Annotated in this window: 13 protein-coding genes; 11 read left to right on the forward strand and 2 right to left on the reverse strand. The window is 38.3% G+C overall.

Translation table 11 applies throughout. The features are described 5' to 3' along the window. The first annotated feature begins 7 nt into the window (after positions 1-7). From ACJVDK_RS02475 to ACJVDK_RS02485, 3 genes are read left to right on the forward strand one after another with little or no spacing between them, the layout of a single operon-like run. Positions 8-1,747 (forward strand): hypothetical protein, encoded by a 1,740-nt coding sequence (locus tag ACJVDK_RS02475; RefSeq protein WP_443938703.1) that lies wholly within the window; start codon positions 8-10, stop codon positions 1,745-1,747. A 15-nt stretch (positions 1,748-1,762) separates the two neighbouring features. Further along, positions 1,763-3,703, forward strand: a complete 1,941-nt coding sequence (locus ACJVDK_RS02480; protein WP_443938704.1) for a M60 family metallopeptidase — start codon at positions 1,763-1,765, stop codon at positions 3,701-3,703. A 13-nt stretch (positions 3,704-3,716) separates the two neighbouring features. Further along, positions 3,717-5,420, forward strand: a complete 1,704-nt coding sequence (locus ACJVDK_RS02485) for a hypothetical protein (protein WP_443938705.1) — start codon at positions 3,717-3,719, stop codon at positions 5,418-5,420. A gap of 323 nt (positions 5,421-5,743) precedes the next feature. On the opposite strand, the gene ACJVDK_RS02490 is transcribed toward ACJVDK_RS02485, so the two are convergent. Continuing rightward, complete coding sequence (locus ACJVDK_RS02490) at positions 5,744-8,794, reverse strand: beta-L-arabinofuranosidase domain-containing protein (protein ID WP_443938706.1); 3,051 nt, start codon at positions 8,792-8,794, stop codon at positions 5,744-5,746. 344 nt (positions 8,795-9,138) lie between these two features. On the opposite strand from ACJVDK_RS02490, the gene ACJVDK_RS02495 reads away from it, so the two are divergent. Beyond that, positions 9,139-11,907: a DUF5695 domain-containing protein gene (locus ACJVDK_RS02495; RefSeq protein ID WP_443938707.1), complete on the forward strand. Its 2,769-nt coding sequence runs from the start codon at positions 9,139-9,141 to the stop codon at positions 11,905-11,907. Positions 11,908-12,181: 274 nt separating this feature from the next. Here ACJVDK_RS02495 and ACJVDK_RS02500 read toward each other — a convergent pair whose 3' ends face one another. Next, positions 12,182-14,149, reverse strand: coding sequence for a glycoside hydrolase family 97 protein (locus ACJVDK_RS02500; RefSeq protein WP_443938708.1), 1,968 nt, complete (start codon positions 14,147-14,149; stop codon positions 12,182-12,184). A gap of 334 nt (positions 14,150-14,483) precedes the next feature. Here ACJVDK_RS02500 and ACJVDK_RS02505 point away from each other — a divergent pair, with 334 nt between their 5' ends. The 7 genes from ACJVDK_RS02505 (at position 14,484) to ACJVDK_RS02535 (ending at position 23,934) form a co-directional block, all read left to right on the forward strand. After that, complete coding sequence (locus ACJVDK_RS02505; protein WP_443938709.1) at positions 14,484-16,157, forward strand: M1 family metallopeptidase; 1,674 nt, start codon at positions 14,484-14,486, stop codon at positions 16,155-16,157. Between the two features lie 207 nt (positions 16,158-16,364). After that, on the forward strand, positions 16,365-17,282 hold the full coding sequence (locus tag ACJVDK_RS02510; RefSeq protein WP_443938710.1) for a dihydrodipicolinate synthase family protein: 918 nt from the start codon (positions 16,365-16,367) through the stop codon (positions 17,280-17,282). An 11-nt stretch (positions 17,283-17,293) separates the two neighbouring features. Continuing rightward, complete coding sequence (locus ACJVDK_RS02515) at positions 17,294-18,877, forward strand: aldehyde dehydrogenase (NADP(+)) (protein ID WP_443938711.1); 1,584 nt, start codon at positions 17,294-17,296, stop codon at positions 18,875-18,877. Continuing rightward, positions 18,874-19,875, forward strand: a complete 1,002-nt coding sequence (locus tag ACJVDK_RS02520; protein ID WP_443938712.1) for a 4-hydroxyproline epimerase — start codon at positions 18,874-18,876, stop codon at positions 19,873-19,875. The genes ACJVDK_RS02515 and ACJVDK_RS02520 overlap by 4 nt, the downstream gene beginning before the upstream one ends. 28 nt (positions 19,876-19,903) lie before the next feature. Beyond that, on the forward strand, positions 19,904-21,145 hold the full coding sequence (locus ACJVDK_RS02525) for an NAD(P)/FAD-dependent oxidoreductase (RefSeq protein ID WP_443938713.1): 1,242 nt from the start codon (positions 19,904-19,906) through the stop codon (positions 21,143-21,145). Between the two features lie 269 nt (positions 21,146-21,414). Next, the gene (locus tag ACJVDK_RS02530; RefSeq protein ID WP_443938714.1) at positions 21,415-22,317 is read left to right on the forward strand and encodes an AraC family transcriptional regulator; all 903 of its coding nucleotides are present in this window, start codon (positions 21,415-21,417) and stop codon (positions 22,315-22,317) included. 183 nt (positions 22,318-22,500) lie between these two features. Further along, positions 22,501-23,934 carry an APC family permease gene (locus tag ACJVDK_RS02535; RefSeq protein WP_443938715.1) on the forward strand — a complete coding sequence of 478 codons (1,434 nt, stop codon included), beginning with the start codon at positions 22,501-22,503 and terminating at the stop codon, positions 23,932-23,934. The last annotated feature ends 69 nt before the right edge of the window (positions 23,935-24,003 follow it).

Raw genomic sequence — 24,003 nt, forward strand, 5'->3', positions numbered from 1 at the left:
TACGAACATGAAGAAAAATATTAGATCAGTTTTTAATATAAAAACAATGGGTATTGCAGTTGTGTTAGGCTTTACATTGCTTAATTCGGCCTGTAATAAAAATTTTGATAATACCTTACCTCAAACGTTTAAGAACGATACACTTGGCATAGGTGAAGGAACAAAAAAGGTACTTTATATTATTTTAGATGGTGTTAAAGGTTCGGTGGTAAGAGATTTAGCTCCTACTAACCTTACGCAGATAACTTCGAAAGCAATATATACCTACGATGGACTAACCGATTACAGAACGAATGCGATAACCAACGCTGCGGCCTGGGCAAACATGATTACCGGTGTAGATGCAACGAAGCATAACGTAGAAACAGAAAATTTTACAGGTTTTGATAAGACTGTAACTCCAACTATTTTTACTAGAATTAAATCGGTGCAAAATACAGCACGTACTGTTTCATTTGCATCAACAGCTGCGTTTAACGATAATTTAGCAAGCGATGCTACTGTTAAGCAAACGCTTAGCGACGATGCTGCTGTAAAAACAGCAACTATTAACGAATTAAATACAAATAATCCATCTGTAGTTGTAGCGCAGTTTCATAGTGCAGATGTAGCCGGAGGAACCAACTACTCATCTAGCAACACCAGCTATACTTCAGCAATTACAACATTAGATGGATATGTAGGTGAAATTTTAACGGCTTTAAAAGCGAGAAAAACGTTTAGTGGAGAAAATTGGTTAGTGATCGTTTCTTCAAACAAAGCAGGTGGCCCTTCCGGCTCAGCAAATACAGCAAATCCATTTGTAGATGGTTCTAGAAATATTTTTGTAGCACTTTATAATCCAAAATTTAGTGCTTCTCAAGTTGCTTTAGATCCAAATAATTTACCGTATAGCGGAATTGCACCGAACCTGGTATCAACCAATACAAGCAGAAATGGTTTAGTAGCAAGCAATACAACTATCGGAAGCTTTGGAACGAGTGGCGATTTTACCCTGTTCTTAAAAGTACGGGCAGATCATTCATCGGTAAGTGGCTATCCACCATTTATCGGGAAAACAGCAAATTTCGCAAACGGTAATGCAGGATGGGTAATATTTACGAATGGAGATAACTGGAATTTTAAAGCAAACGGTTCGCAACAATTGGCAAGTGGATCAAGGGCTTTTAGAGATGGTTTATGGCACACCATTGCCATTCGTATTTATACAGAAGGAGGTAAAAGATGGGTGACTGGTTATCAAGATGGTAGGGTAGCAAGTGCTCCATTAAATGTTACAACAAACATGACTTCTACTACACCATTAACAATCGGTAACATTCCGACATCAGAATCAACCGTTTCAGCTTTAAGCGTATTAATTCAGGATGTTTTAATCTATAATGTGGCTTTACCAGAAGCGGATGTTATTGCGTATATGCGTAAAACAAATTTCTTGCCAAGCGATCCCTATTTTGCAAATTTAATTGGATATTGGCCTCTTAATGAAGGTCAAGGAGCTACAGCAGCAGAAAAAACGGGTAGAGGACCAAGCTTAAATTACACAGGTACAAATAACTGGAAATCGTATGGTGATTTGGCGCCAAATATTTCAGCTTCGGTATTTACAACTTCAGCCTACACAGCCATTCCCAATGGAGTAGATATTCCTGTAATGATTTACAACTGGTTAAACATTGCAGTTCCAGATCAATGGGGCTTAATGGGTAAATTTTATACACCAAACATCAATTTACCTAAAAACTAATTAAATAGTAGAAATATGAAACTTAATCATTTTACATTATTATGTGCCGTTACACTACTATTAGGCGTAACAGCTTGTAAAAAGTACGGGTACGATATACCGGATGGCTATCCAGACGATTCGCAGAATGTTGCGGAAGGTACTATTGATACCAACTTAAAAACGATAGATAAATCGATGTACGCGAAGGCAAGGGTTTTCCCGGGCTTAGTAGATCAATCGGAACAACGGGTTCAGAATGCTAAGTTTACGTTAGATTTAAATTATACGAATCAAACGAAAGAAAATTTACGCATTTCTACGGCGCCAGAACCACAATTTAGTACTGGTTATTATGCTGCTCCAGGCGAATTGGTCAAAATAGAAGTCCCAGCAGGGATAGAAGGTTTAATCGTTCAAATAGGTGGACATACGGATAATTTAGCAGGAAAATCGCCCTTGTTACGCGATCCAGTTATTTACATGCGTCAACAGTTATATGCAGGAGTAAATTATGTTCGTAATTTATACGGTGGTACTATTTATATTCTTGCAGGTAGAGCGTATCCCACTCCAATCGAATTTACCATTTCGAATGCATGTGTTTCTCCAGACTTTATTTTAGGTCAATCAAATGATGCAGATTGGGTATCAAAAGTAAAAGCTTCGAAGGTGCCATGGTTAGAATTAAGAGCAAAAAGAGTAATTTTTCTAATTCCAAGAGATAAAGTAATTGCTACGTTTACTTCTTCAGAACCATTGACCAATCCAACAGCGGTAATGACTAAATGGAATGATGTTTTTGATTTAGATTATAACTCTTGGATGGGTTTATCAGACAATACCACTGATCCACTTGATAAAAGTCCGCAAGGTGCTTGGAGAGGTGTTTTAGATATTCAGTTATCAGTAGGGTATGGACATAGTGGATTTCCTTTTGTGGGATATAATGATTCGTATTGGTTTGCCAGTTTTACTAGTTTAAATTCGATAAATAGTAGTGCAAATCAATGGGGTACCTATCACGAGTTTGGTCATAACTGTCAACAAGGTAAAATATGGAGTTGGAGTACTTTGGGCGAAACAACGAATAATTTATTCAGTTTTAAAGTTGCGAATAGAATTGGGGCCAATTACAACAACTTGCATCCTGCAGTTTCAAGTGGTTTTCCGCAAGCGATTACCTATGCAACCGGAACGGGAACTAAAAACTTCGATACGGATGCTGCTATGAACGATCCGTTCAAACGCATGACTCCATTTGTGCAGCTATTCGAGAAATTTGGTTATGATGCCATGACCTATTTGTACTCAGAAGCACGTCATGCACCTCGCCTAAATAACAGCGATATTACCATGCATAACTTTGTGTATGAGAAATTATCCGATTATACACGTACTGATTTGTCTCCATTCTTTAACGCGTGGGGGATTTTAATCAGCGATGAGGTAGTTTCAAAGGTAAATGCTAAATATCCGTTATTAAATAGAAATGTTTGGGCTTACAATCCGTTAAGCAAAACAGGAGGTACAAACGCGTTTGCTTATACAACTACCTTAGTTTCGGTAAGTTCAACACAGTCTGGTGATGGAACAAATGCTGCATTAGTAGATGGTATAGTTTCATCGGCATCCTACTGGCATTCAAAATATTCGTCCCCTACGGCAGCAGAAACATTTCCAATCAGCATTGTTTTAGGTACAGGATCCGTTTCTCCAGTTCGCATTAAAGGCGTAACAATTGCGCAAAGACAAAATAATACTGCCGGTTATGTGAAAGATATCGAAATATTTGCAAGTACTGATAATGTAACGTATACCAGCGTAGGTACGACTACTGTGCCACAAAGCACAGCAGTTTATAACTTTAATTTTCCGGGAGGTACTGTAAGTGCTAAGTACATTAAAGTGGTATTGAAAAACGGTGCAAATGCTGTTTATGCCAACCTATCAGAATGTAACCTTATTAGACAATAACGCTGCTTTAATTATGAAAACGAACACTAAAATATATAAAATACTACTTGGTTTTTGTGCAGTTACCCTGTTGGGGTATACAGGTTGCAAAAAATATGATAATCCACCACCCGTTTATGAAGACTTGGTACGACCATTAGTTAAGCAACGAAAAGTGTTGATTATTGGAATTGATGGATTAGGCGGTGCTGAGTTAAAAGCAATTGCCCCCACAAATTTTACGGCCATGCAAAAGACTGGAAAATATTCTTTCACCACTAATAGTGGTATATCAGATGCTGGAGGATGGGTAAGTTTGGTAACAGGAACAGGCTATGTAAAGCATCGTGTTAAAGACGATAACTTTGAGCGTTATCAAGATCCAAATGCTGATGATCATGCTCCAATAACTTCTTACCGGAATGTATTGGATTATATCACGCAATTTAAGGCTGTAAAAACAGGTTTAGTCACTCCTTGGGCCAATTTACGTTCATATTTAAGAAATTCTGATTTTTCACCTGTAGTAACTACGGATGTGGCAGTTAAAGATAGCACTATTGCTCTATTGAATGCACAAACTAGCTTAGGAGCACTTATTGTTAATTTTAGAGGGGTTGAAGCTGCAGGAGGCACTGGTGGATTTACAGTGAATAATGCAACTTACAAAGCTGCAATAAACACAACGGATGGATATGTTGGCGAAATTTTAACTGCTTTAAAAGCAAGAAAGAATTATGCAAACGAAGATTGGCTTGTTATTTTAACCACGAATCACGGTGGAAGTAGTGTCGCACCAACCAATGGTTTTATGTTAACCTATAATCCTTCTTTCAAACAATTGGAATTAAAGAAGCAAGGTTTTAATACAATTCTTTTTAATTCAACCGGCGTATACGCACAAGTTCCAAATGATAATGGATTATATGATGGAGGAGGATTAACAAACGATTTTACTGTGCAAATGCAAGTAAAGTTTTTAAGCCAATCATCTTATCCCGCGGTTTTATCAAAAGGAGTTGGTATTGATGGAAGTACGCAAACAGGATGGTTGTGGATGCAAAGTGGCGCAAATGTTGCTACAAGCTGGGGTGGAACACTCAATGCTTCTGGAACTGGAAGAACTCAAATTACTTTAGCTACTGGTGGTGCGGATGTTAATTGGCATACATTAACAATGACGGTTAAATATGTAAATGCAACAACACGAACGGTAACAACCTATAAGGACGGTGTGCAAACAGCAACCGGTAATATCGCTACGCACAAAAGTTTGGCTGCAACTGCAGAAGCACTTAGAATTGGCTTTAGAAAGGTAGATGCAAGTGGCGCCTCAAATTTCTATGCTGCAAACCTAGCCTATTTTAATACAGCGCTTTCAGCTGCAACTATCTCGGCGAATGTTGGCTTAAAAGATGTTACCCAACACCCTAATTATGCAAATTTAAAAGGATATTGGCCTATTGATGAAGGTGCTGATGGGTTAATTTCTAATAAAGCTCCAGGTGGTTATGATATGGTTTTAACAGGCGCTTATAAATGGACAGGTTTAGGAACAGACGTGCCTGCCGGAACAACTGCAGATCCATCTTACGTTGCTGGAGAAAAATCATATGTATCTATTCTAGGAGATGCAACAGCTCTTTCCTTGTACTGGATGAACATTAAAATCTTATCTGATTATGGTATAGATGGAAATCCATATTTAAATCAATATGAAATCGAATTTCTAAAGTAAGGTTTAGATGATATTGTTTTAATTTTATCTTTAGGTAGAAAGCCTCGTTCCTTTTGGTTACGAGGCTTTTCTGTTGTACATGAGTTCACAAAAAAAATACCAAATTTAAGAATCACAGTCAATTGAAATTCAAGAAATTCCTTGTTTTAACGTTCTACCAAAGATTGACCAACCCTTAACTAAGATCGATGGAAGTTTAAAAGGAGTCTTCAAGTAGAAGCGATTTGTAAAAGGATATAAAAAAGGAACCATCGAAATAGATCTCAATGGTTCCTTTTTTTGTTAAATAGAAAATAGACAAATTTACATGGACTAGTCAATCCTTATTTTAAGGTTACATCTAAATAAACAGAGTGTCGGCCATAGGTATTGTAAAAAGGCTTGAATATTACATTGTCAATACTGAACTCTAAGGTTGCCGGATTACCCGTAATGGATTTACTGATATCAGCAGGGTCTAAAGTTATTTTACGCCAATCTTTTCTAGCCTCTGGTTCTTGTGCTGCTAGCAAAATAGGCCCATAAAATAAACTGGCAATATTCTGTTGGTCCATTACTGGGTCTAGATGAAATTGGAAAGGCATTTTAATATCGACGATATCGCCATCTTTCCAAAGGCGGCTAATCGTTAAGTATGTACCTGGTGTTGCTTGCACTTTTTCCTCTTTTCCATTAATTTTCACAAAAAAACCTTTCGTAGCCCAGGCAGGTACACGCACATGCAAATCAAATTTACCACTTCCTTTAATTTTTAGTTGCGTATTATCCTCATTTGGGAAGCTGGTAATTTGTTCGATTGAAATTTTACGTTCTGTCCAGTTTAAAGTAGAAGGGACGAATAAGTTGACATACAACGCTTGTTTATCTTTACTTTTAAAATAAATTGAATTTTGGAGTTTAGTGCTGCTTTCAATGGCAGTACCGTTGCAGCAGGTAAAACCATCCATGTGTGCATTGCCAAACTGTTTCATAGAACCTGCTCTAAGCGGAACATGATAGGTATTCGCTGGGCTATTTTCGGCAACAGATGCTAAGATGTGATTGTACAAGCCTCTTTCGTAATAATCCATCAATTCTCCCCGCTGGTCAAACAAGAATAAATCACTCGTTAATTTTAGCATGTTGTACGTAGCACACGTTTCATTTTGCCCCCCCTCCGAAAAGCCGTTTTCATACAGTGTGGATGGTTGAGCAATAAAACATTCAGCATTAGCGGGGTTGCGAGCACCTGCAACGCCACCTATACTGTACATGTAATCGTCCATCATTTTATGCCAAAAGTTATCTGCAATGCTGTAATAGTCTGCATTGTTTGATGCTTGATACAGTTCAATACTTCCTACAATTTGTGGAATGTGCTGGTTGGCATGTAAACCTCTGAAAAGATCTACATTTTTAGCTAGGCCGTGCGCATGGGAAGAATCACCGTAAAATACTTTAATGTTATCAAAAAGTTGAGCAGTTTTAAGATAGTTTTTGTTGCCTGTAATTTGATATAATTTTGCCATCGACTCATTCATGCCACCAAATTCGCCTGCAATATAGGTGTTCCACATTTTTATGAGGGTTTCTTGAGGGATATTATTTAGGCGCTCAAATACCCAATTGCCCATATTACTGGCAATGCTTAGTGCTTTTTTATTACCGGTTGCTTGGTATACATCAAGTAGACCGGCCAATATTTTATGGAGGGTGTAGTAAGGAGCCCAAACCTGATTTTTTTGACCGCCATATTTAGCTCCTTTTTCGAGCATAATAAATTGATCTGGAGGATAGGCACTAATAAATCCTGTGCCCCAATTCCAATAATCGGTACGAATACCACTTGCACTTAAATCAGAATCAAAATCTGTTTTTCCTGGGCCGAAAGGTACTTGCTTAGGGTCTGATATAAAGCTGGTATTTGGGCTTTTTGCTTTGCCTGATAATTGTGAAAGTTCGTAAAGGGTATTCACCATATAGTCAATTTTCTTAGAAAAATTGGCTTGAAGCTCCTTATCGTAACCTGTACTGGCATAGGCTTGCGCAATTGCCGTTAAATAATGGCCAGTGGCATGTCCTCTTAATTTTGTATCCTCGCTATCCCAAACACCTAAAGGTTTCGCACCCTCTGGCTGTGCTTGTCCGAAGGCATCACGGAACATGTATAGAAAAGAATTCGGGTCTGTTTTTGCTAAGGTATTAATGAATTTATCGCGATTTTCAATAAACTTAGTTGCATGTCCATGACCATCTAGATGTAGACTGACTTGATTTAAAGCGAAAGTGTCTAACTTGAGCGATGGAGCGGTTGATTTTTTTGCATTGATTACGGTAATAGTGGCTTTTGGTTGAAAGTTTGTTCCGGCCACGCGCCCTGTTACGGTAAAGGTTCCGGGTTTCAAAACACTGCTGTTATCGGTTGGCAATGGCCATAAAACTCTAACTTTTGGCCCTTTAATGCCTTTGCTATACGTACCCAAAACATAACTCGGCAATCTAGGCAAATTACCTACTGAGGTTTTTACCTGTACATCTTCAACACCCAGTAAATACTTCGTATAAAGTTGAGGTGTTTCTGCAGCAAATTTAGGGAGGTTATCTTCGCGTTGACCTACATTTACGTTGTTATCTTGAGCACCTCTTTGCGCATTGCGATAGATTCCGAAAACCTGTTTGGCACTTAAAGGAATACGATAAATTCTAAAATCGTGAACCAAGGCATTTAACGAAGAATTTTCGGACGAAATTGATTTTCCAATGTAAAGCTGATTTTTCCCGCTCGATTGTACATTGAACACCTCGCTTATGTCTATAGAAGTACCCTTGTGTTCGGCTACTGTTTTGCCATCTACAAATAAGGTAAATGATTTTGACGAAACATCTGCAACAACACTTATAAATACCCATTTATTTAAAGGTAATGCAGCTGCGGCGATTGGTTTCGTATCTGCTGAACGGCTTGAAATAAATGCTTCAATGCCATCCGTGTCATTTGGCTTTAAATAAAAGTGATTGGCTCCATCTTTACCAAAGTCGAAAAAATATTGATTTTTTTGTTTCGAACGTAAAAAGATCCAGCCAGTTATGCTGACAGATTCAAGGTCGTTCATGGCGGCTCCAGGAAGGATAACGAATGACTTGCTATTCTCTGAAAAAGATAAAACTTTGCCAAAACGGCTGTCGGTAATGAAGGTAGTCCCTTGACTTTTTGCATGAAAATTATTTCTTGACCAGTCTTTTAAATCACCATCAAAAACATAACGTGCATTAAGTCCGGTTTCACCTATTCCATCTAATATCTGATCGCCACTTTGTGCTTTTGTAACTGCTAAATTGCCTACTAAAGAACCAATCAATAGAATGGAGCGTAAGAGTACTTTGTTTAATTTCATATTTTATGTGTCAAAACGTAGTCCTAAAAATAAGCTATCGAGGCCGAATTAACAGCCAATTTTTAGGGAGAATAATTTTGATAAAAGTATAAACAAAAGCATCTTTATAATGCTTCTTTTTTAGCAAAAAGAGACAAGATATTAACTTGAAATTTTACAAAGCCAATATTCTGATATCAATATGTGGTTATACCGAATCCATTCTTTATAGATTGAATTTTATGGTAGTGTTCTTGTCGTAAATAAACTAATAATGGGCCGATTTTGCCTAATTCTCCGAGAGAAACTTGTCTTTCTATTTTAAAAACTATTTTTGGATAAATACATCTCAATACACAAAAATTATGAATCGTTTATCCGGTAGATTTTCAAAAAAGTCAAAGAAAATACTTTATCAATTCTTTAATATAGTTTTTTTACTTTCGGTTGCAGGCCATATATGTTTTGCACAATCGCCATGGAGCAGATTGGCTCAAAAACCCTCAACATTGGGTTTAGAGGGAGGGTTTCTATCTCTTGAAGCAGGCTCTTTTAATTTAAAATTGGTAAAGTCTTCGCAAACGGTGGCCGGATTACAACCAAAGAACGTTAAAGACTTTGATTTTATTCCAAGTGATAGTTTAAAAGTTAGAAGTTCGGACGGATTGTACCACTTGGGCGATATTAATTTACGTTTGAGGTCAGAGAATGAAACCGATTGGAAAAGTTACAGCACGGCAGCGAAAAGGAAACCCGTTACTGCACTTGAAGCAAAGGGAACTATTTTGGCGGGAGCAGATCTTTCAGCAACCTTACCCAGCGATATTCCCTTAAAAATTACCCGAATTTGGGAAATGCAAGATGGAAAACTGGTGTTGAAATTTATATTGGAAAATGTTTCAAATAAAACCGTAGAAATTGGTGCTTTGGGGATACCAATGATTTTTGATAATATTTTAGAAGGAAGAACATTGGAGCAAACACATGCTAAGAATGTTTTTTACGATCCTTACATTGGTCAAGATGCTGGTTATTTGCAAGTAACCAGGTTAAGTGGTCAGGCTCCATCTTTACTGATTGCACCTGTAGGAAAAACGCCTTTTGAAGCGTATAATCCGTTGAATGACGACCGTACGCCGCGTGGGATTGCCTTTGAGGGTTTCTATGAGTGGATGGTTCATAGCAAGGCATATGCTGAAAATGAATGGAAAAATGCAGAGCCATGGAATACTCCGAGTTCTTTTCGTTTAAAACCGGCTGAGTCAAGAACCTATGCTTTGGCCTTTATTTTATCTGGTTCTGCACAAGAAACCGAAAACAAATTAATCGAAAATAAGCGACCTGTTGCGGTTTCTGTTCCGGGCTATGTGTTGCCCATGGACGTAAACGCTAAGTTGTTCATCAAGTATGGAAAGAAAATTAAAAACATTCAATCGTTTCCCAAAGAGGCCTTAGCCATTAGTAAATCACCTGACACCAAAAATGGGTGGAAAAGTTATGCTGTAAAAGGAAAATTGTGGGGTAGAGCTAAGTTATCAATTACCTATGAAGATGGTTTAGAGCAAACCATTAATTATAAAGTTATTTCTCCTGAAACGGAAGTGATAAAAAGTTATGGAAATTTTTTAACTACCAAACAATGGTTTGAACAACCGAATGATCCGTTTAAAAGATCGCCCTCGGTAATTAGTTACGATTATGAGAAACAACAGCAAGTGGTTCAAGATAGTCGCGCTTGGATTGCAGGTTTGAGTGACGAGGGAGGTGCCGGTTCTTGGTTGGGAGCCATTATGAAGCAATTGGTGCAGCCAAATAAAACCGAAATCGATAAGCTGCAAAAGTTTGTAGACACGGTGATGTTTGGGCAAATTCAGTTGAAAAGCGGACCAAAAAAGTATGGTGTAAAAAAGAGTTTATTTTTTTATGAACCAGATTCAATGCCTAAAAATACCTATTCTGCGGATGTAAATTTTAAAACATGGGCCGCTTGGCCAAAAAAAGAAGCGGATAATCTAGGGCGTTCTTATAATTACCCGCATGTGGCGGCCGCACATTGGTTAATGTATCGCTTGGCGCGAAATTATACAGGCCTAGTGGAGCAATCTACTTGGAAACAACATCTTATTGATGCCGCCCAAACTGGGATGGCTATGGTTAAAATTGCGCCTTATTATGCGCAATTCGGACAAATGGAGGGAACTATTTTTTATCTGATTTTAACAGATTTAAAAAATGAACAGCTTGTTGAGCAAGCGCAAGAATTGGAAAATGCCATGAAAAAACGCGCGAATCATTGGCGCGAGTTACACTATCCTTTTGGGAGTGAAATGCCGTGGGATTCAACGGGGCAAGAAGAAGTGTACGTTTGGTCGAATTATTTTGGTTACAACGATAAAGCAAAAGTTACCTTGGATGCGATTTTGGCCTACATGCCTGTGCTACCGCACTGGGCCTACAACGGGAATGCACGTCGCTATTGGGATTTTCTTTACGGAGGAAAACTTCAACGTGTGGAGCGAATGATTCATCACTATGGTTCGGCTTTAAATGCAATTCCGGTGTTAATGGATTACCGCAAAAACCCAGATAATTTTTATCTGTTACGCGCTGGGTATGGCGGTTTAATGGGAAGTATTTCGAATATTACCCAAGATGGTTTTGCACCTGCAGCTTTTCATGCCTATCCCTCTACGTTAAAAAATGATGGTATAACAGGCGATTATGGTTCAGGATTTTTTGGTTATGCAGTAAATACCGCTACTTATATTTTAGATCATAAAGAATTTGGCTACTTAGCTTTTGGAGGGAATTTAAAAAAACAAAATAATTTAATAGAAGTAGATATTACAACGGCTGCAAAATCTGCTGTTTACGTAGCACCTGCAGGGCTTTGGATTTCTTTAGATGCAGGTAAAATCGAATCCATGAGTTTTAATCCTTCAACCGGTCAAATTCAACTTACGCTCCAAAAGGCAGATGAATTTACTCCAGCAGCAATTGTTAGGATAGAAAAGCCCACTAATACATCAGGAGGTGCCACGTATAAGGTTCAAAATCCAAGCGCTACGGAACGTGGAGCCAGTATTGTAACCTTGTCCAAAACTACTTCCACACGTGTAATAATTAAAAAATAATTTTCTCTGTTTCACTTTGGAAAACCTCGCATTTGCGGGGTTTTTCTGTTTAAAGGTATATTGAAATAACGAGAAGACCCGTGAATAGGCTTGTGGGATAGGTTTTAAGAAAGGTTTACTGTGGAAGATAAACAGTTTTTCGTAGTAAATAGAGCTCCTTTTTGGAGCTTCTCAGGATGCGAATTTGCTATAAAAATAGGAGGAAAGATTAAACAAGTTCAGAAGGACTCAAGTGGTTTAGAGCAGCTCCTGAACTTGTTTCGGGCGTTTAGGCTTATTCAACAGGTGTTAAAATAGCACACCAACCACCGCCTTTATGGATGTTGATGGTTATTTTATCGTTTTTAGTAACGGTTGAACGGTTAATTTTATAATCTGCCGCATGTCGGTCAGAATTTATTCCATCGGTTAACACATCCATTTGATAGGTTTTTCCATCTAAGAAATGCAATGCTTGCTCGAATGAACGTGCATTCCAGTCGGTCATGCCAGAGATGTACCAATTTTTGCCATTTTTTCGAGCGATTAAAGCATATTCCCCAACTTTTCCATCTAAAGCAATGGTTTCTTCCCAAATGGTTGGGATACGAGAAATATATTGGGTACAAACAGAATCTTTTAGATAATTAGAAGGATTATCGGCTAGCATTTGTAAAGGGCTATCGTACATCACGTACATGGCCACCTGATGCGCCCTTGTGCCCATGCTCATAGGTTCGCTGTAAATAATGCTAAAATCTTTTTTGTTTGCGTTAATCATCGCCCCTGGCGTATAATCCATTGGCCCTGCCGCCATTCGAATATAGGGTAGCGTTACATTATGCTTAGGGGTAATTTCATCACTCCATTTATTGTTTTCCAATCCTCGAACACCTTCATAATTTAAAACATTCGGATATTTATGATTTAAACCAACCGGTTTGTAGGCCCCATGTAAATCAACCATAAGTTTGTGTTTTGCGGCGGTTTTAGCAACGCGTTCATAGAAATTAACCATGTATTGATCTGCACGTGCCATAAAATCCACTTTAATTCCAACTGCCCCCCATTTTTTATAAAGGCTTAAAATGTTATCCATATCTTTGTCAAGTGGTCCCCATAAAGTCCATAGCCAAACTCCAACTTTTTTAGATTTCCCATAATTAATAATTTCTTGAATGTCAATGTCGGCTGTAGTGTGGGTAAGATCGGTGGTGGTTTTGGTCCATCCTTCGTCTAACATTATGTATTCTAAGCCAAATTTAGCAGCAAAATCGATGTAATATTTATACGTTTCGGTATTAATACCTGCTTTAAAGTCTACGCCATAAATGTTGTTGTCGTTCCACCAATCCCAGGCAACTTTACCGGGTTTAATCCATTGCGTTTCCTGTAGAACAGAAGGACTGGATAGTTTGTAGGTAAGGTTATTTACTAACAAATCTTTATCCTCTGGGCAAATCGCAATGCTTCTCCAAGGAAATTTTCTTTTGCCAGTTGTTTTTGCGATGTGGCTTTCTAATCGTGTAATTTTAATGCTTCTATCTCTAACGGGCACAGTTTCGGCAATGTTTTTCGGAAAACCGGCAGTCAGTTTAGTGGTTCCGGTACCAAATAGAAATAAGTTGGGATAATCATACAGGTCCGATTCGCTAACCAACATTTTTACACCCGATCCTGCATATACCAACATGGGTAAAGCAGCGTGTTGTTGATCGCTGAAGGCATTTAATGTAGAATCTTTATACAAGCTTTCAAAATGAGATAAGAAATTCGGATCCGTTTCTATCGGCCAAAAAACCCGATTGCTATCGCCGAAATTAAAATCGGCAATTTCATTTTCAACTTCAATTGATTGATCGGGTAGATGCGTCTCAAATCGATACGCAACGCCGTCATTATAGGCCCTAAAATACAAACTGTAATTTCCTTTAAAGTTAAGTTGGATCTCGTTGTATTGGTTCACAACTTCTTTACTTTTAACAGGAATGGTAGCGAGGATTGTCGTATTCACTTGAGTCCTTTTTTGATTGATTAAAACCGGCGAAATCCCAAGTTTAACATTGTTTTTAAGCAACATCGCCAATTGACTAGGTTGTAAAATAACCTTCAAATCATGCGCTACACTCCACGTAATTTGTTTCGTAACAGCGATGTTAATTTTAGTTTTTTTGTCAGGCGATAATAGTTCGAAATCTTTCCCCAGAGCAGAGCAATACATTAATACAGATGCTAAAAGGGTAATGGTAAAGGTCTTATTCATGAAGTTATTCTTTGTTTATTTAAAAGTAGGAAAAAGCAAAAGCTTTTAGGATGTTATTATTGGCAACTATTGTGCATATTTTACCATTCTTATTCCTGTTCTTGGATGAGGGAACGAAGCTTTAAAAGGCTTTAAGAGAGTTCTAAGGCTGCTCTTTTTGTTAATATTTGGTTGATAGTTGATAATATCATTTTAGCATAAAGGAGCTTAACTATTTAAATTTGAGCATCTGTTGCCTTTAAAAGGATTTAGTTAATGCTCTGATGTAAAGAGATTTTTTTAAATCGTTATTTAGGTAAACACTTCAATCCCTATTCATAAAAATAAACAGTGAATGAAAAATCCTCTTCGTATTTGCCTTTTACTCTTACTTGTGTTTTTTAATCTTGTTCTGCTTGCGCAGGACACAAAAAAATATACTTTGGCCGATACATTAAGGGGAAGTATATCGGCAGAACGTAGCTGGTGGGACGTTCAACGGTATGAATTGGATTTTACACCAGATTATTCCAATAAAAGCATATCTGGGGCAAATGAAATCCAGTATAAAGTGGTTAAAGCAAATTCGGGAAATACTCGGATGCAGATTGATTTGCAAGAACCCTTGCTCATTGATAGTGTTTGGTATAACGATAAAGTAAAGCTCCACTTTGAGCATGTTGGTAGCGTTTGGTACGCCCATGTACCGGCGCAGAATGTCAATCAAGTAAACAAGGTTAAAATTTTCTATCACGGCAAGGTTCATCAGGCAAAACGAGCACCTTGGGATGGTGGTTTTATCTTTACTACAGATTCTTTGGGCAGGCCTTGGATGACGGTTGCTTGCCAAGGACTCGGTGCTTCTGTTTGGTATCCGAATAAAGATCATCAAAGCGATGAACCCGATTTAGGTGCTTCTTTAACCATGACCATTCCAGATACCTTGGTTGGAGTGGGAAATGGAAGACTGGTATTTAAAAAAAATAATGGTAACGGAACAATCACTTTTAAGTACAATGTGCTGAATCCAATAAGCAATTATTGTATCATCCCATACATTGGTAAATACGTAAATTTTAAAGAAGCGTATGCTGGCGAAAAGGGTAAGCTTGATTTGAATTATTGGGTACTTGATTATAATTATACAAAGGCAAAAAATTACATGCCCGATCAGGTTCATAAAATGTTAAAAAGCTTTGAACATTGGTTCGGTCCGTATCCTTTTTATGAAGATGGTTATCAGTTAATTGATGCTTCACATACCGGTATGGAACATCAATCGGCAGTTTCTTACGGTAATAAATACAAGTTTGGCTATTTGGGAAGAGATATGTCGGGCAATGGATGGGGACTTAAATGGGATTTTATTATTATACACGAAAGCGGGCATGAATGGTTTGGCAATAATATTACAACGAACGATTTAGCCGATATGTGGGTACATGAAGGGTTTACCAATTACAGTGAAACCCTTTTTGTCGATTATATTTTTGGTGAGCAAGCCGGCAATGCGTATAATTTTGGAATACGAAAAGGCATACGAAACGATACACCTATAATTCCTCCATATAACGTAAATGCGCAAGGAAGTGGCGACATGTATCCGAAAGGAGGAAATATGTTGCATTCAATACGCCATAGTTTAAATAATGACGAACTATTTAGGTCGATATTGCGCGGGTTAAATAAAACCTTTTATCATAAAACCGTTGCCAGCCAGCAAGTAGAATCCTTCATTTCTAAACAAGCGGGTTTCGACTATTCGCAGGTTTTTAATCAATATTTAAGAACTACTCAAATCCCGGTTTTTGAGTACTACATCAAAAATGGAATTCTTCATTATCGATATACAAATTGTGTAACAGGTTTTAACTTACCTATGGTGCTTAAAAAGGATGGAATAGCCACGTTGAAGCTTATACCAAGCACCAAATGGAAAGAAAATAAATTGACGAAAGAGCAAGAAATTTTGGTTGATAAATCTGCAATTGAATTCAATTATTACTTACAAGCAAAATTGGTTGAATAATTTTTAAGTATTGGTGTATTTTTAATTGATATCGGTTAAAATCGAATAATTAGAGCCTAAAGCTATCTTTTACTTTTGAAATGTAAACTGATAGATGAATCATTGATACATATTTAGGGAAAAATATCACCCCTCTAAGTGTTGTAAAAAGAGCGATTGATCGCGAGAACTCAGTATAATTTGTAGAGCATAAAACGATTTAAAAAAATGGCAATTAAATGGACAGGGGTTTTCCCAGCTGTAACGACAAAATTTACAGCAAACGATGAATTAGATTTCGCAACTTTTGATTTAAACATAGAGGCACAGCTCGAAGCAGGAGCCAAAGGAATCATTCTTGGCGGATCCTTGGGTGAAGCAAGTGTGCTTACAGAAGAAGAGAAATTCGGTTTATTATCGCACACTTTGGAGCTGGTAAAAGGTAGAGTTCCGGTATTGTTAAACATTGCCGAAGCGACTACTAAGAAAGCAATTGAGGTGGCTCAAAAAGCTGAATCTCTTGGCGCACAAGGTTTAATGTTATTGCCTCCAATGCGTTATAATGCATCATCTGCAGAAACTTTAGCTTTTTTTGGAGCCGTTGCAACATCCACCTCTTTGCCAATTATGATTTATAATAACCCTGTTGATTACAAGATTGAGGTTACGCTGGATATGTTTGAAGTGTTGACGCAGTACGCTAACATTCAAGTGATTAAGGAATCAACAAGAGATGTGTCCAATGTAACGCGTTTGATCAATCGCTTTGGCGACCGCTTTAAAATTTTTACCGGAGTAGATCCGTTAGCAATGGAAAGTATTGTGATGGGAGCAGACGGATGGGTAGCCGGTTTGGTAGATGCTTTTCCAAGAGAAACGGTCGCAATTTTTAATTTGATAAAAGAAAACCGTATCAGCGAAGCTTTAACTATTTATCGTTGGTTTTTACCGGTATTGGAGTTAGATATTCATCCAAAATTGGTTCAATACATCAAGTTAGCCGAGGTAGCAACAGGCTTGGGTACCGAAATTGTAAGAGCACCACGCTTAGCCATTGAAGGTGAAGAAAGAGAACGCGTATTAAAAATTATCAACGATGCGCTAGCTGTTCGTCCGGAATTACCTGCGGGCAGCTGGGGATTGTAGAAGCTAAATCTATGAATGGACAAAATATTATTGCAAGCGAATTTTTAGACTGCACTGAAGCTACACTTAAAGCAGTAAATCCGGCAACGGGTTTACCGCTTGATGGTGAATTTTGTAAAGCCACAGAAGCAGAAGTAAACAACGCTTTACGCGCCGCCACGGATGCTTTTTACTTGTATTGCAGTGTTGGTAAAGACAAAAAAGCCGCCTTTTTAAATGGCATTGCCGATGAACTTGCTGCTATTGGTGAAGAATTAGTGGCAAGAGCTTCAGCAGAAAGTGGTTTACCTTTGCCTCGATTACAGGGTGAGCTAGGAAGAACCACAGGGCAATTGCGCATGTTTGCCAATTTAGTTGCAGAAGGTTCTTGGGTGGATGCGATTATTGATACCGCTTTACCCGAAAGACAACCCTTGCCACGGCCTGATATTCGAAGAATGCTGGTACCCATTGGGCCAGTGGTGGTTTTCGGAGCCAGCAATTTTCCTTTAGCCTTTTCTGTAGCAGGAGGCGATACGGCTTCTGCTTTAGCCTCTGGTTGTCCGGTAGTGGTAAAAGCACATCCGGCACATTACGGAACCAGTGCCTTGGTTGCTCAAGCAATTATAAAAGCCGTTGAAAAAAATGATATGCCAAAGGGAGTATTCTCATTGCTATACGACGATGGTTATGCCGTAGGCACATCTTTGGTTCAACACTCTTTAACCAAAGCAGTAACGTTTACAGGTTCTTTTCAGGGAGGAATGGCCCTTGTAAAGCTGGCACAAGAGCGAACAGAACCTATTCCGGTTTTTGCCGAAATGGGGAGCATTAATCCAGTCGTTTTTCTTCCAGAAGCAATCGAAAATCAGGCCGAGGAATTGGCGAAAAAATATGCAGCTTCTATAACCTTAGGAGCAGGCCAGTTTTGCACAAATCCAGGTTTATTGTTGGCAATTGATTCTCCGGCATTAGATAAATTTAAAGAAATCTTGACGCAAACGATTTCCATAGTACCATCAGCCACCATGCTTACCGAAGGAATCGGAAGAAATTACCACAAGCTTTCAAAGGAGGTAGTTTCAGAAGAAGGGGTTGTTCTTTTGGCCGAATCGGATGTGAAAAATGAGGCATTGCAAAATCAATCTCAAGCCAAAGTTGCGACAGTAGATGCTCAAAAATTTATCGGCAATCCAAAGCTTCACGAAGAGATTTTTGGACCGTATTCTCTTTTGGTTGTCGCCAAAGATGTGCAGGAATTGGCACAAGTAATCGCGGTATTGCAAGGTCAGTTAACGGTAAGCATTATGGCAGAGCAGAACGAATTGCAGAAATATCAATCGATTATTAATCAGCTAACGCTAAAAACGGGAAGAATTATTTTAAACGGGGTACCTACGGGAGTAGAAGTGTGTGCAGCCATGCAGCATGGAGGCCCCTTTCCGGCTACAAACGACAGCCGATTTACCTCGGTTGGTTCAACCGCTATTTATCGTTTTGTTCGGCCTCTGGCGTATCAAGATTGGGAACAAGCACTTTTACCAGATGAATTAAAAGATAATAACCCACTGGGGATTTTTAGAATGGTTAACAATCAATTTACGAAAGCTATATGAGTAAAACCTTTTTTTGTGTAGATGCACATACTTGCGGAAATCCGGTAAGGTTAGTAGCTGGTGGCGGACCACAGTTGCATGGTGCGAATATGAGTGAAAAACGCCAACATTTTTTAAAGGAATTTGATTGGATACGGACAGGTTTAATGTTCGAACCCCGTGGCCATGATATGATGTCCGGGAGTATTTTGTATCCTCCTCATAATCCTGAAAACGATGTAGCAGTACTTTTTATCGAAACCAGTGGCTGTTTACCCATGTGCGGTCATGGAACTATTGGAACCATTACCATTGCAGTAGAAGAAGGTTTAATACAACCGAAGGTGCCAGGGGTAATTCGCATGGAGGCACCAGCCGGATTAGTTTTAATAGAGTATAAGCAAGAAGGGAAGAAAGTAAAGTCGGTTAAGTTAAAAAATGTGGCATCGTATTTAGCAGCAGAAAACCTCGAAATCGACTGCCCAGATTTAGGGCTGCTTACCTTTGATGTGGCTTATGGAGGGAATTTTTACGCCATAATTGATCCTCAGGAGAACTTTCCCGGATTGGAAAATTACAGTGCTTCGCAATTAATAGTCTGGAGTCAAACAATTCGCAAACGCATTAATGAGAAATATACTTTTGTGCATCCGCAAGATGATACCATTAACGGTTGTAGTCATGTTCTTTGGACAGGCACTACTTTAGATCCAAATGCAACCGCTAGAAATGCAGTTTTTTATGGCGATAAAGCAATAGATCGATCACCCTGTGGAACCGGAACCTCTGCTCGTATGGCCCAATGGCATGCTAAAGGCAAACTGAAAAAAGGTGAAGACTTTATTCATGAAAGCTTTATTGGTAGCAAATTTACAGGACGTGTAGAAGAAGAAATCGAATTAGAAGGTTTTAAAGCCATTATTCCGAGTGTGGAAGGATGGGCAAAAATTTACGGGTACAATACCATAAAAATTGATGCTGAAGACGATCCGTATGCACATGGATTTCAGGTAATTTAAGGATGGATTTTTAGGAATAGAAAATTATATGTCTAGAATATTAATTATCGGAGCAGGTATTGTTGGTTTAAGTTCAGCCTATTATTTACAAAAAAAAGGGTTTAAGGTTACCGTTATAGATAAAGGAGATATAACAGATAACTGCTCTTTTGGAAATGCGGGCATGATTGTGCCCAGCCATTTTGTTCCCTTGGCCGCACCGGGCATGATTAGCCAGGGAATTCGCTGGATGTTCAATAGTAAAAGCCCTTTTTATGTGCGACCTTCTTTAAATCCTGCTTTGTTAAATTGGGGATTGACATTTATGCGCCATGCAACCGAAAAACATGTAGCGCAGTCTGCCGAGCCACTCAGAGATTTATCGCTGTTAAGCAAGAAATTATATGAAGATCTGGCAAAAGATCCCGACTTTGATTTCGAGTTTACGAAGAACGGAATTTTAGCTTTTTATAAAACTGAAAAAGCTGGTGAGGAGGAAGCGCATTTAGCCGAAAAAGCGATTTCCCTTGGCCTTGATATGGCTGTGCTAAATCCCGAGGAATGTAAAGCTTTGCAACCTGATTTAAGTTTAGATGTTTTGGGAGCCGTTCATTACCGTTGCGATGCTCATTTGTATCCAACCAAATTGATGAATGCCTTGCTTCAGTATCTTACAAAAAACGGAGTAGAGATTGTTAGAGAAAAGGAAGTAGATAAAATTGAGTCAAACGGCGATAAAATCATCCGTGTTTTTACGGGGAATACCGCTTGGGAAGCTGATCAATACATTATAGCAACTGGTTCGTGGTCACCAGCAGTAGCAAAAATGGCTCATCATAAAATAACTTTAATGCCCGGAAAGGGATATTCTTTTATGGAAGAGGAGCCTTTACAGCGTCTTAAAATTCCGGCCCTGCTTTGCGAGGCTAGAGTGGCTATCACGCCAATGAATGGCAGCATTCGGTATGGAGGAACCATGGAACTCGATAAAATTAATGCAAGGGTAAATATGCAACGTGTAAAAGGAATTGTTGAATCAGTTCCAAAGTACTTCCCCGATTTGAAACCAACTGTACCAAACGAAAAAAATATATGGTTTGGATTTAGACCTTCCTCTGCAGATGGTTTGCCATACATTGGCCGAAGTGCAAAACTTAAAAATTTAATTATTGCAACCGGACACGGTATGATGGGTTTGAGTTTAGGCCCAGCAAGCGGTTTATTGGTGAGTCAAATTGTGGCCGAGCAAAAAACAGAAATGCAAATAAGTGCCTTCTCAATCAGCAGATAAATAAGAATACCTTAATAAATTGTAGTGTTTTTAGAAAGGATGATTAATCTTAGGGTTTTTCATCCTTTTTTTTGTGCGTTGAAGGCATCAGAGCGAAATTATTAATCGAAATGATAATTTGTTCTAAGAAATGAAGACTACGGTTTCGCCTAATTTTGTTGAATATTGGCAAATAGTAGCAGTATTTTAACCTAATTAATCTTTTTAAGTGATTTTTGAGTTAATATTTATAAATTGGATGTAACAAATCAACAACCAAACTTAATCCCATGAAAGTATTACCGTTTACAATGTTAGTGCCTGATGATAAAAGTGTTATATCTGAGCACGTAGAGTTGCCTTATTTTTATCAGTACTTACATAGACATGATGAATGGCAAATTACGTATATCGAAAGGGGAGAAGGAACGCTGATTGCAGGCAGTGAAATGCATGCATTTAGAGCGGGTGATATATTTGTAATTGGAGCTAAACTTCCACATTTGTTCAAAAGCAATCCGGAGTATTTCGAATCAAAAAGCGAACGTTCAATTGCCGCTTATTCCATTTATTTTAATTCTGTTGGTACTCTTGGGCCACTTTTTTCATTGCCCGAAATGAAGGTTGCCAATTCATTTTTACTGAAAAATAAACATGGTTTTAAAGTCCCTTTGAGCTCAACAAAAGACGTGTTGTCGAAAATGCTCGATGTTCATGAAGCTGCAGGTACCGATTTATTGTTTGCTTTTGTTAAATTGATGGTATCTCTTCAGTCTATTGGCGATAAAGTAATTCCATTATGTTCTGATTTATACTCATCAAACGTAAGTGAGAACGAAGGAATGCGATTGAGTAAAATTATCGGCTATATCACAGAAAACTACAACAGTCAAATAACTTTAGAAGATGTGGCAAATGTTGCATTTATGACTCCTCAAGCTTTTTGCAGATATTTCAAAAAGCATACCGGCCATACCTTTGTATCTTTTCTAAATGAAGTGCGAATAAACGATGCTTGTAAAAGCTTAATCTCAGGCGAACAAACAGATTGTATTTCGGGAGTTGCCTATAAAGCCGGTTTTAATAGTATTACCAATTTTAATCGCGTATTCAAAAGCATTATTGGACAATCGCCAAGAGCCTATTTAGATTCTTATAACAGCGTAAGCCGAGTAAGTTATATAGGCGCTTAACTATTTGTTCTCGTTTTAAAAACGGCAGTAATGCCTATTGTATGTAAACTTGGGATAGGTTTAGTTTATCCATCCGCACTACATAACCCAAATCAATCAGTAAAGTATCTGTATCTCCAATTTTTTTTGGATTGGAAATCCTTTGGTCATTAATTTTTATAAGAAAATAAAATCATTTCAGAAATGGAACATTTCAAACCATCACTTAAATTAATGGATGCGACCATGTTGGTTGCCGGAAGTATGATTGGCTCAGGCATATTTATTGTCAGCGCCGACATCGTTAGAAATGTAGGCAGTTCGGGATGGTTATTGATGGTTTGGTTAATTACCGGGTTTATGACTTTAACAGCGGCTTTAAGTTATGGCGAACTGAGTGGTATGTTTCCCAAGGCGGGCGGACAATACATTTATCTTAAAGAGGCGTATAATCCGCTGATTAGTTTTTTGTATGGATGGAGTTTTTTTACCGTCATTCAAACCGCTACAATTGCAGCAGTCGGTGTTGCTTTTGCAAAGTTTACAGCGTATTTAATACCATCCTTTAGTGAAGATTTAGTCGCTGTTAATCTAGGTTTTATTACCATTTCTCCAGCACAGTTATTGGCTATTGCCGTAATTGTTTTACTTACTTTTATTAACAGTAAAGGGGTGAGTGCGGGTAAATCTATTCAAACGATTTTCACGATTGCCAAATTGCTAAGTCTTTTTGGTTTAATCGTATTCGGACTATTTTTTTTAGATAAAGATATTTGGTCTTCTAACTGGAAAAATATGTGGGACTTGGGTTCTTTAGCTTCCAATGGATCCATTACATCGTACGGTACGTTAGCTGCGGTGGGTGCTATAGCCGCTGCCATGGTCGGTTCTATTTTCAGTAGCGACTCTTGGCATAACGTAACGTTCATTGCCGGAGAAATTAAAAATCCAGCACGTAATATTGGTTTAAGTTTAGCGCTAGGAACGATCATTGTTACCGTGCTTTATTTGCTTACCAATGTGATGTATACGGGCGTTTTAAGTCTCCATGATATGGCTTATGCCGACAAAGATAGGGTAGCCGTTTCTGCTGCGAATCATATTTTTGGAACCGCTGGAACCATCATTATTGCTGTCATGATAATGGTATCAACTTTTGGTTGTAATAATGGGCTAATTATGGCAGGCGCCAGAGTTTATTACTCGATGGGAAAAGACGGCTTATTCTTTAAGCAAGTGGCCAAATTAAATAAAAATGCAGTGCCGGGAGTAGGTCTTTGGATTCAATGTGTTTTTGCCTGCTTATGGTGTTTAAGTGGTAAATACGGTGATTTACTCGACATGATTTCTTTTGTTGTGGTAGGTTTTTATATGCTAACCATTTTCGGGATTTTCATTTTACGTAAAAAGCAGCCCAATGCCGATCGTCCATACAAAGCATTTGGTTATCCAGTATTGCCTATTATTTATATTCTCATGGGATTGGCTTTTTGCATCTTGTTAATCATTTTTAAACCAAAGTTTACCTGGCCGGGATTAATCATTACTTTAATTGGTATACCGGTTTATTATTTAATTAAAGGCGCAAATAAATCTCAACCTGCTGATTTGGAATTGAGCGAGCGCACCATCGGTTAAAATATTAATTGTTTACATCAATATACAACGGATTTCTGACTTTCGCATCCACTATCTTTACTGTATAAA

This window comes from Pedobacter paludisoli (assembly GCF_052344095.1).
In the GTDB taxonomy this organism is placed as follows: Bacteria; Bacteroidota; Bacteroidia; order Sphingobacteriales; family Sphingobacteriaceae; genus Pedobacter.

Excerpts from the sequence above, each read along its gene's own strand:
- ACJVDK_RS02480 (WP_443938704.1), top strand. The coding sequence starts at position 1,763 with ATGAAACTTAATCATTTTACATTATTATGTGCCGTTACACTACTATTA.
- ACJVDK_RS02525 (WP_443938713.1), top strand. The coding sequence starts at position 19,904 with ATGTCTAGAATATTAATTATCGGAGCAGGTATTGTTGGTTTAAGTTCA.
- ACJVDK_RS02515 (WP_443938711.1), top strand. The coding sequence starts at position 17,294 with ATGAATGGACAAAATATTATTGCAAGCGAATTTTTAGACTGCACTGAA.
- ACJVDK_RS02500 (WP_443938708.1), bottom strand. The coding sequence starts at position 14,149 with ATGAATAAGACCTTTACCATTACCCTTTTAGCATCTGTATTAATGTAT.
- ACJVDK_RS02490 (WP_443938706.1), bottom strand. The coding sequence starts at position 8,794 with ATGAAATTAAACAAAGTACTCTTACGCTCCATTCTATTGATTGGTTCT.
- ACJVDK_RS02475 (WP_443938703.1), top strand. The coding sequence starts at position 8 with ATGAAGAAAAATATTAGATCAGTTTTTAATATAAAAACAATGGGTATT.
- ACJVDK_RS02505 (WP_443938709.1), top strand. The coding sequence starts at position 14,484 with ATGAAAAATCCTCTTCGTATTTGCCTTTTACTCTTACTTGTGTTTTTT.
- ACJVDK_RS02535 (WP_443938715.1), top strand. The coding sequence starts at position 22,501 with ATGGAACATTTCAAACCATCACTTAAATTAATGGATGCGACCATGTTG.
- ACJVDK_RS02520 (WP_443938712.1), top strand. The coding sequence starts at position 18,874 with ATGAGTAAAACCTTTTTTTGTGTAGATGCACATACTTGCGGAAATCCG.
- ACJVDK_RS02495 (WP_443938707.1), top strand. The coding sequence starts at position 9,139 with ATGAATCGTTTATCCGGTAGATTTTCAAAAAAGTCAAAGAAAATACTT.
- ACJVDK_RS02510 (WP_443938710.1), top strand. The coding sequence starts at position 16,365 with ATGGCAATTAAATGGACAGGGGTTTTCCCAGCTGTAACGACAAAATTT.
- ACJVDK_RS02485 (WP_443938705.1), top strand. The coding sequence starts at position 3,717 with ATGAAAACGAACACTAAAATATATAAAATACTACTTGGTTTTTGTGCA.
- ACJVDK_RS02530 (WP_443938714.1), top strand. The coding sequence starts at position 21,415 with ATGAAAGTATTACCGTTTACAATGTTAGTGCCTGATGATAAAAGTGTT.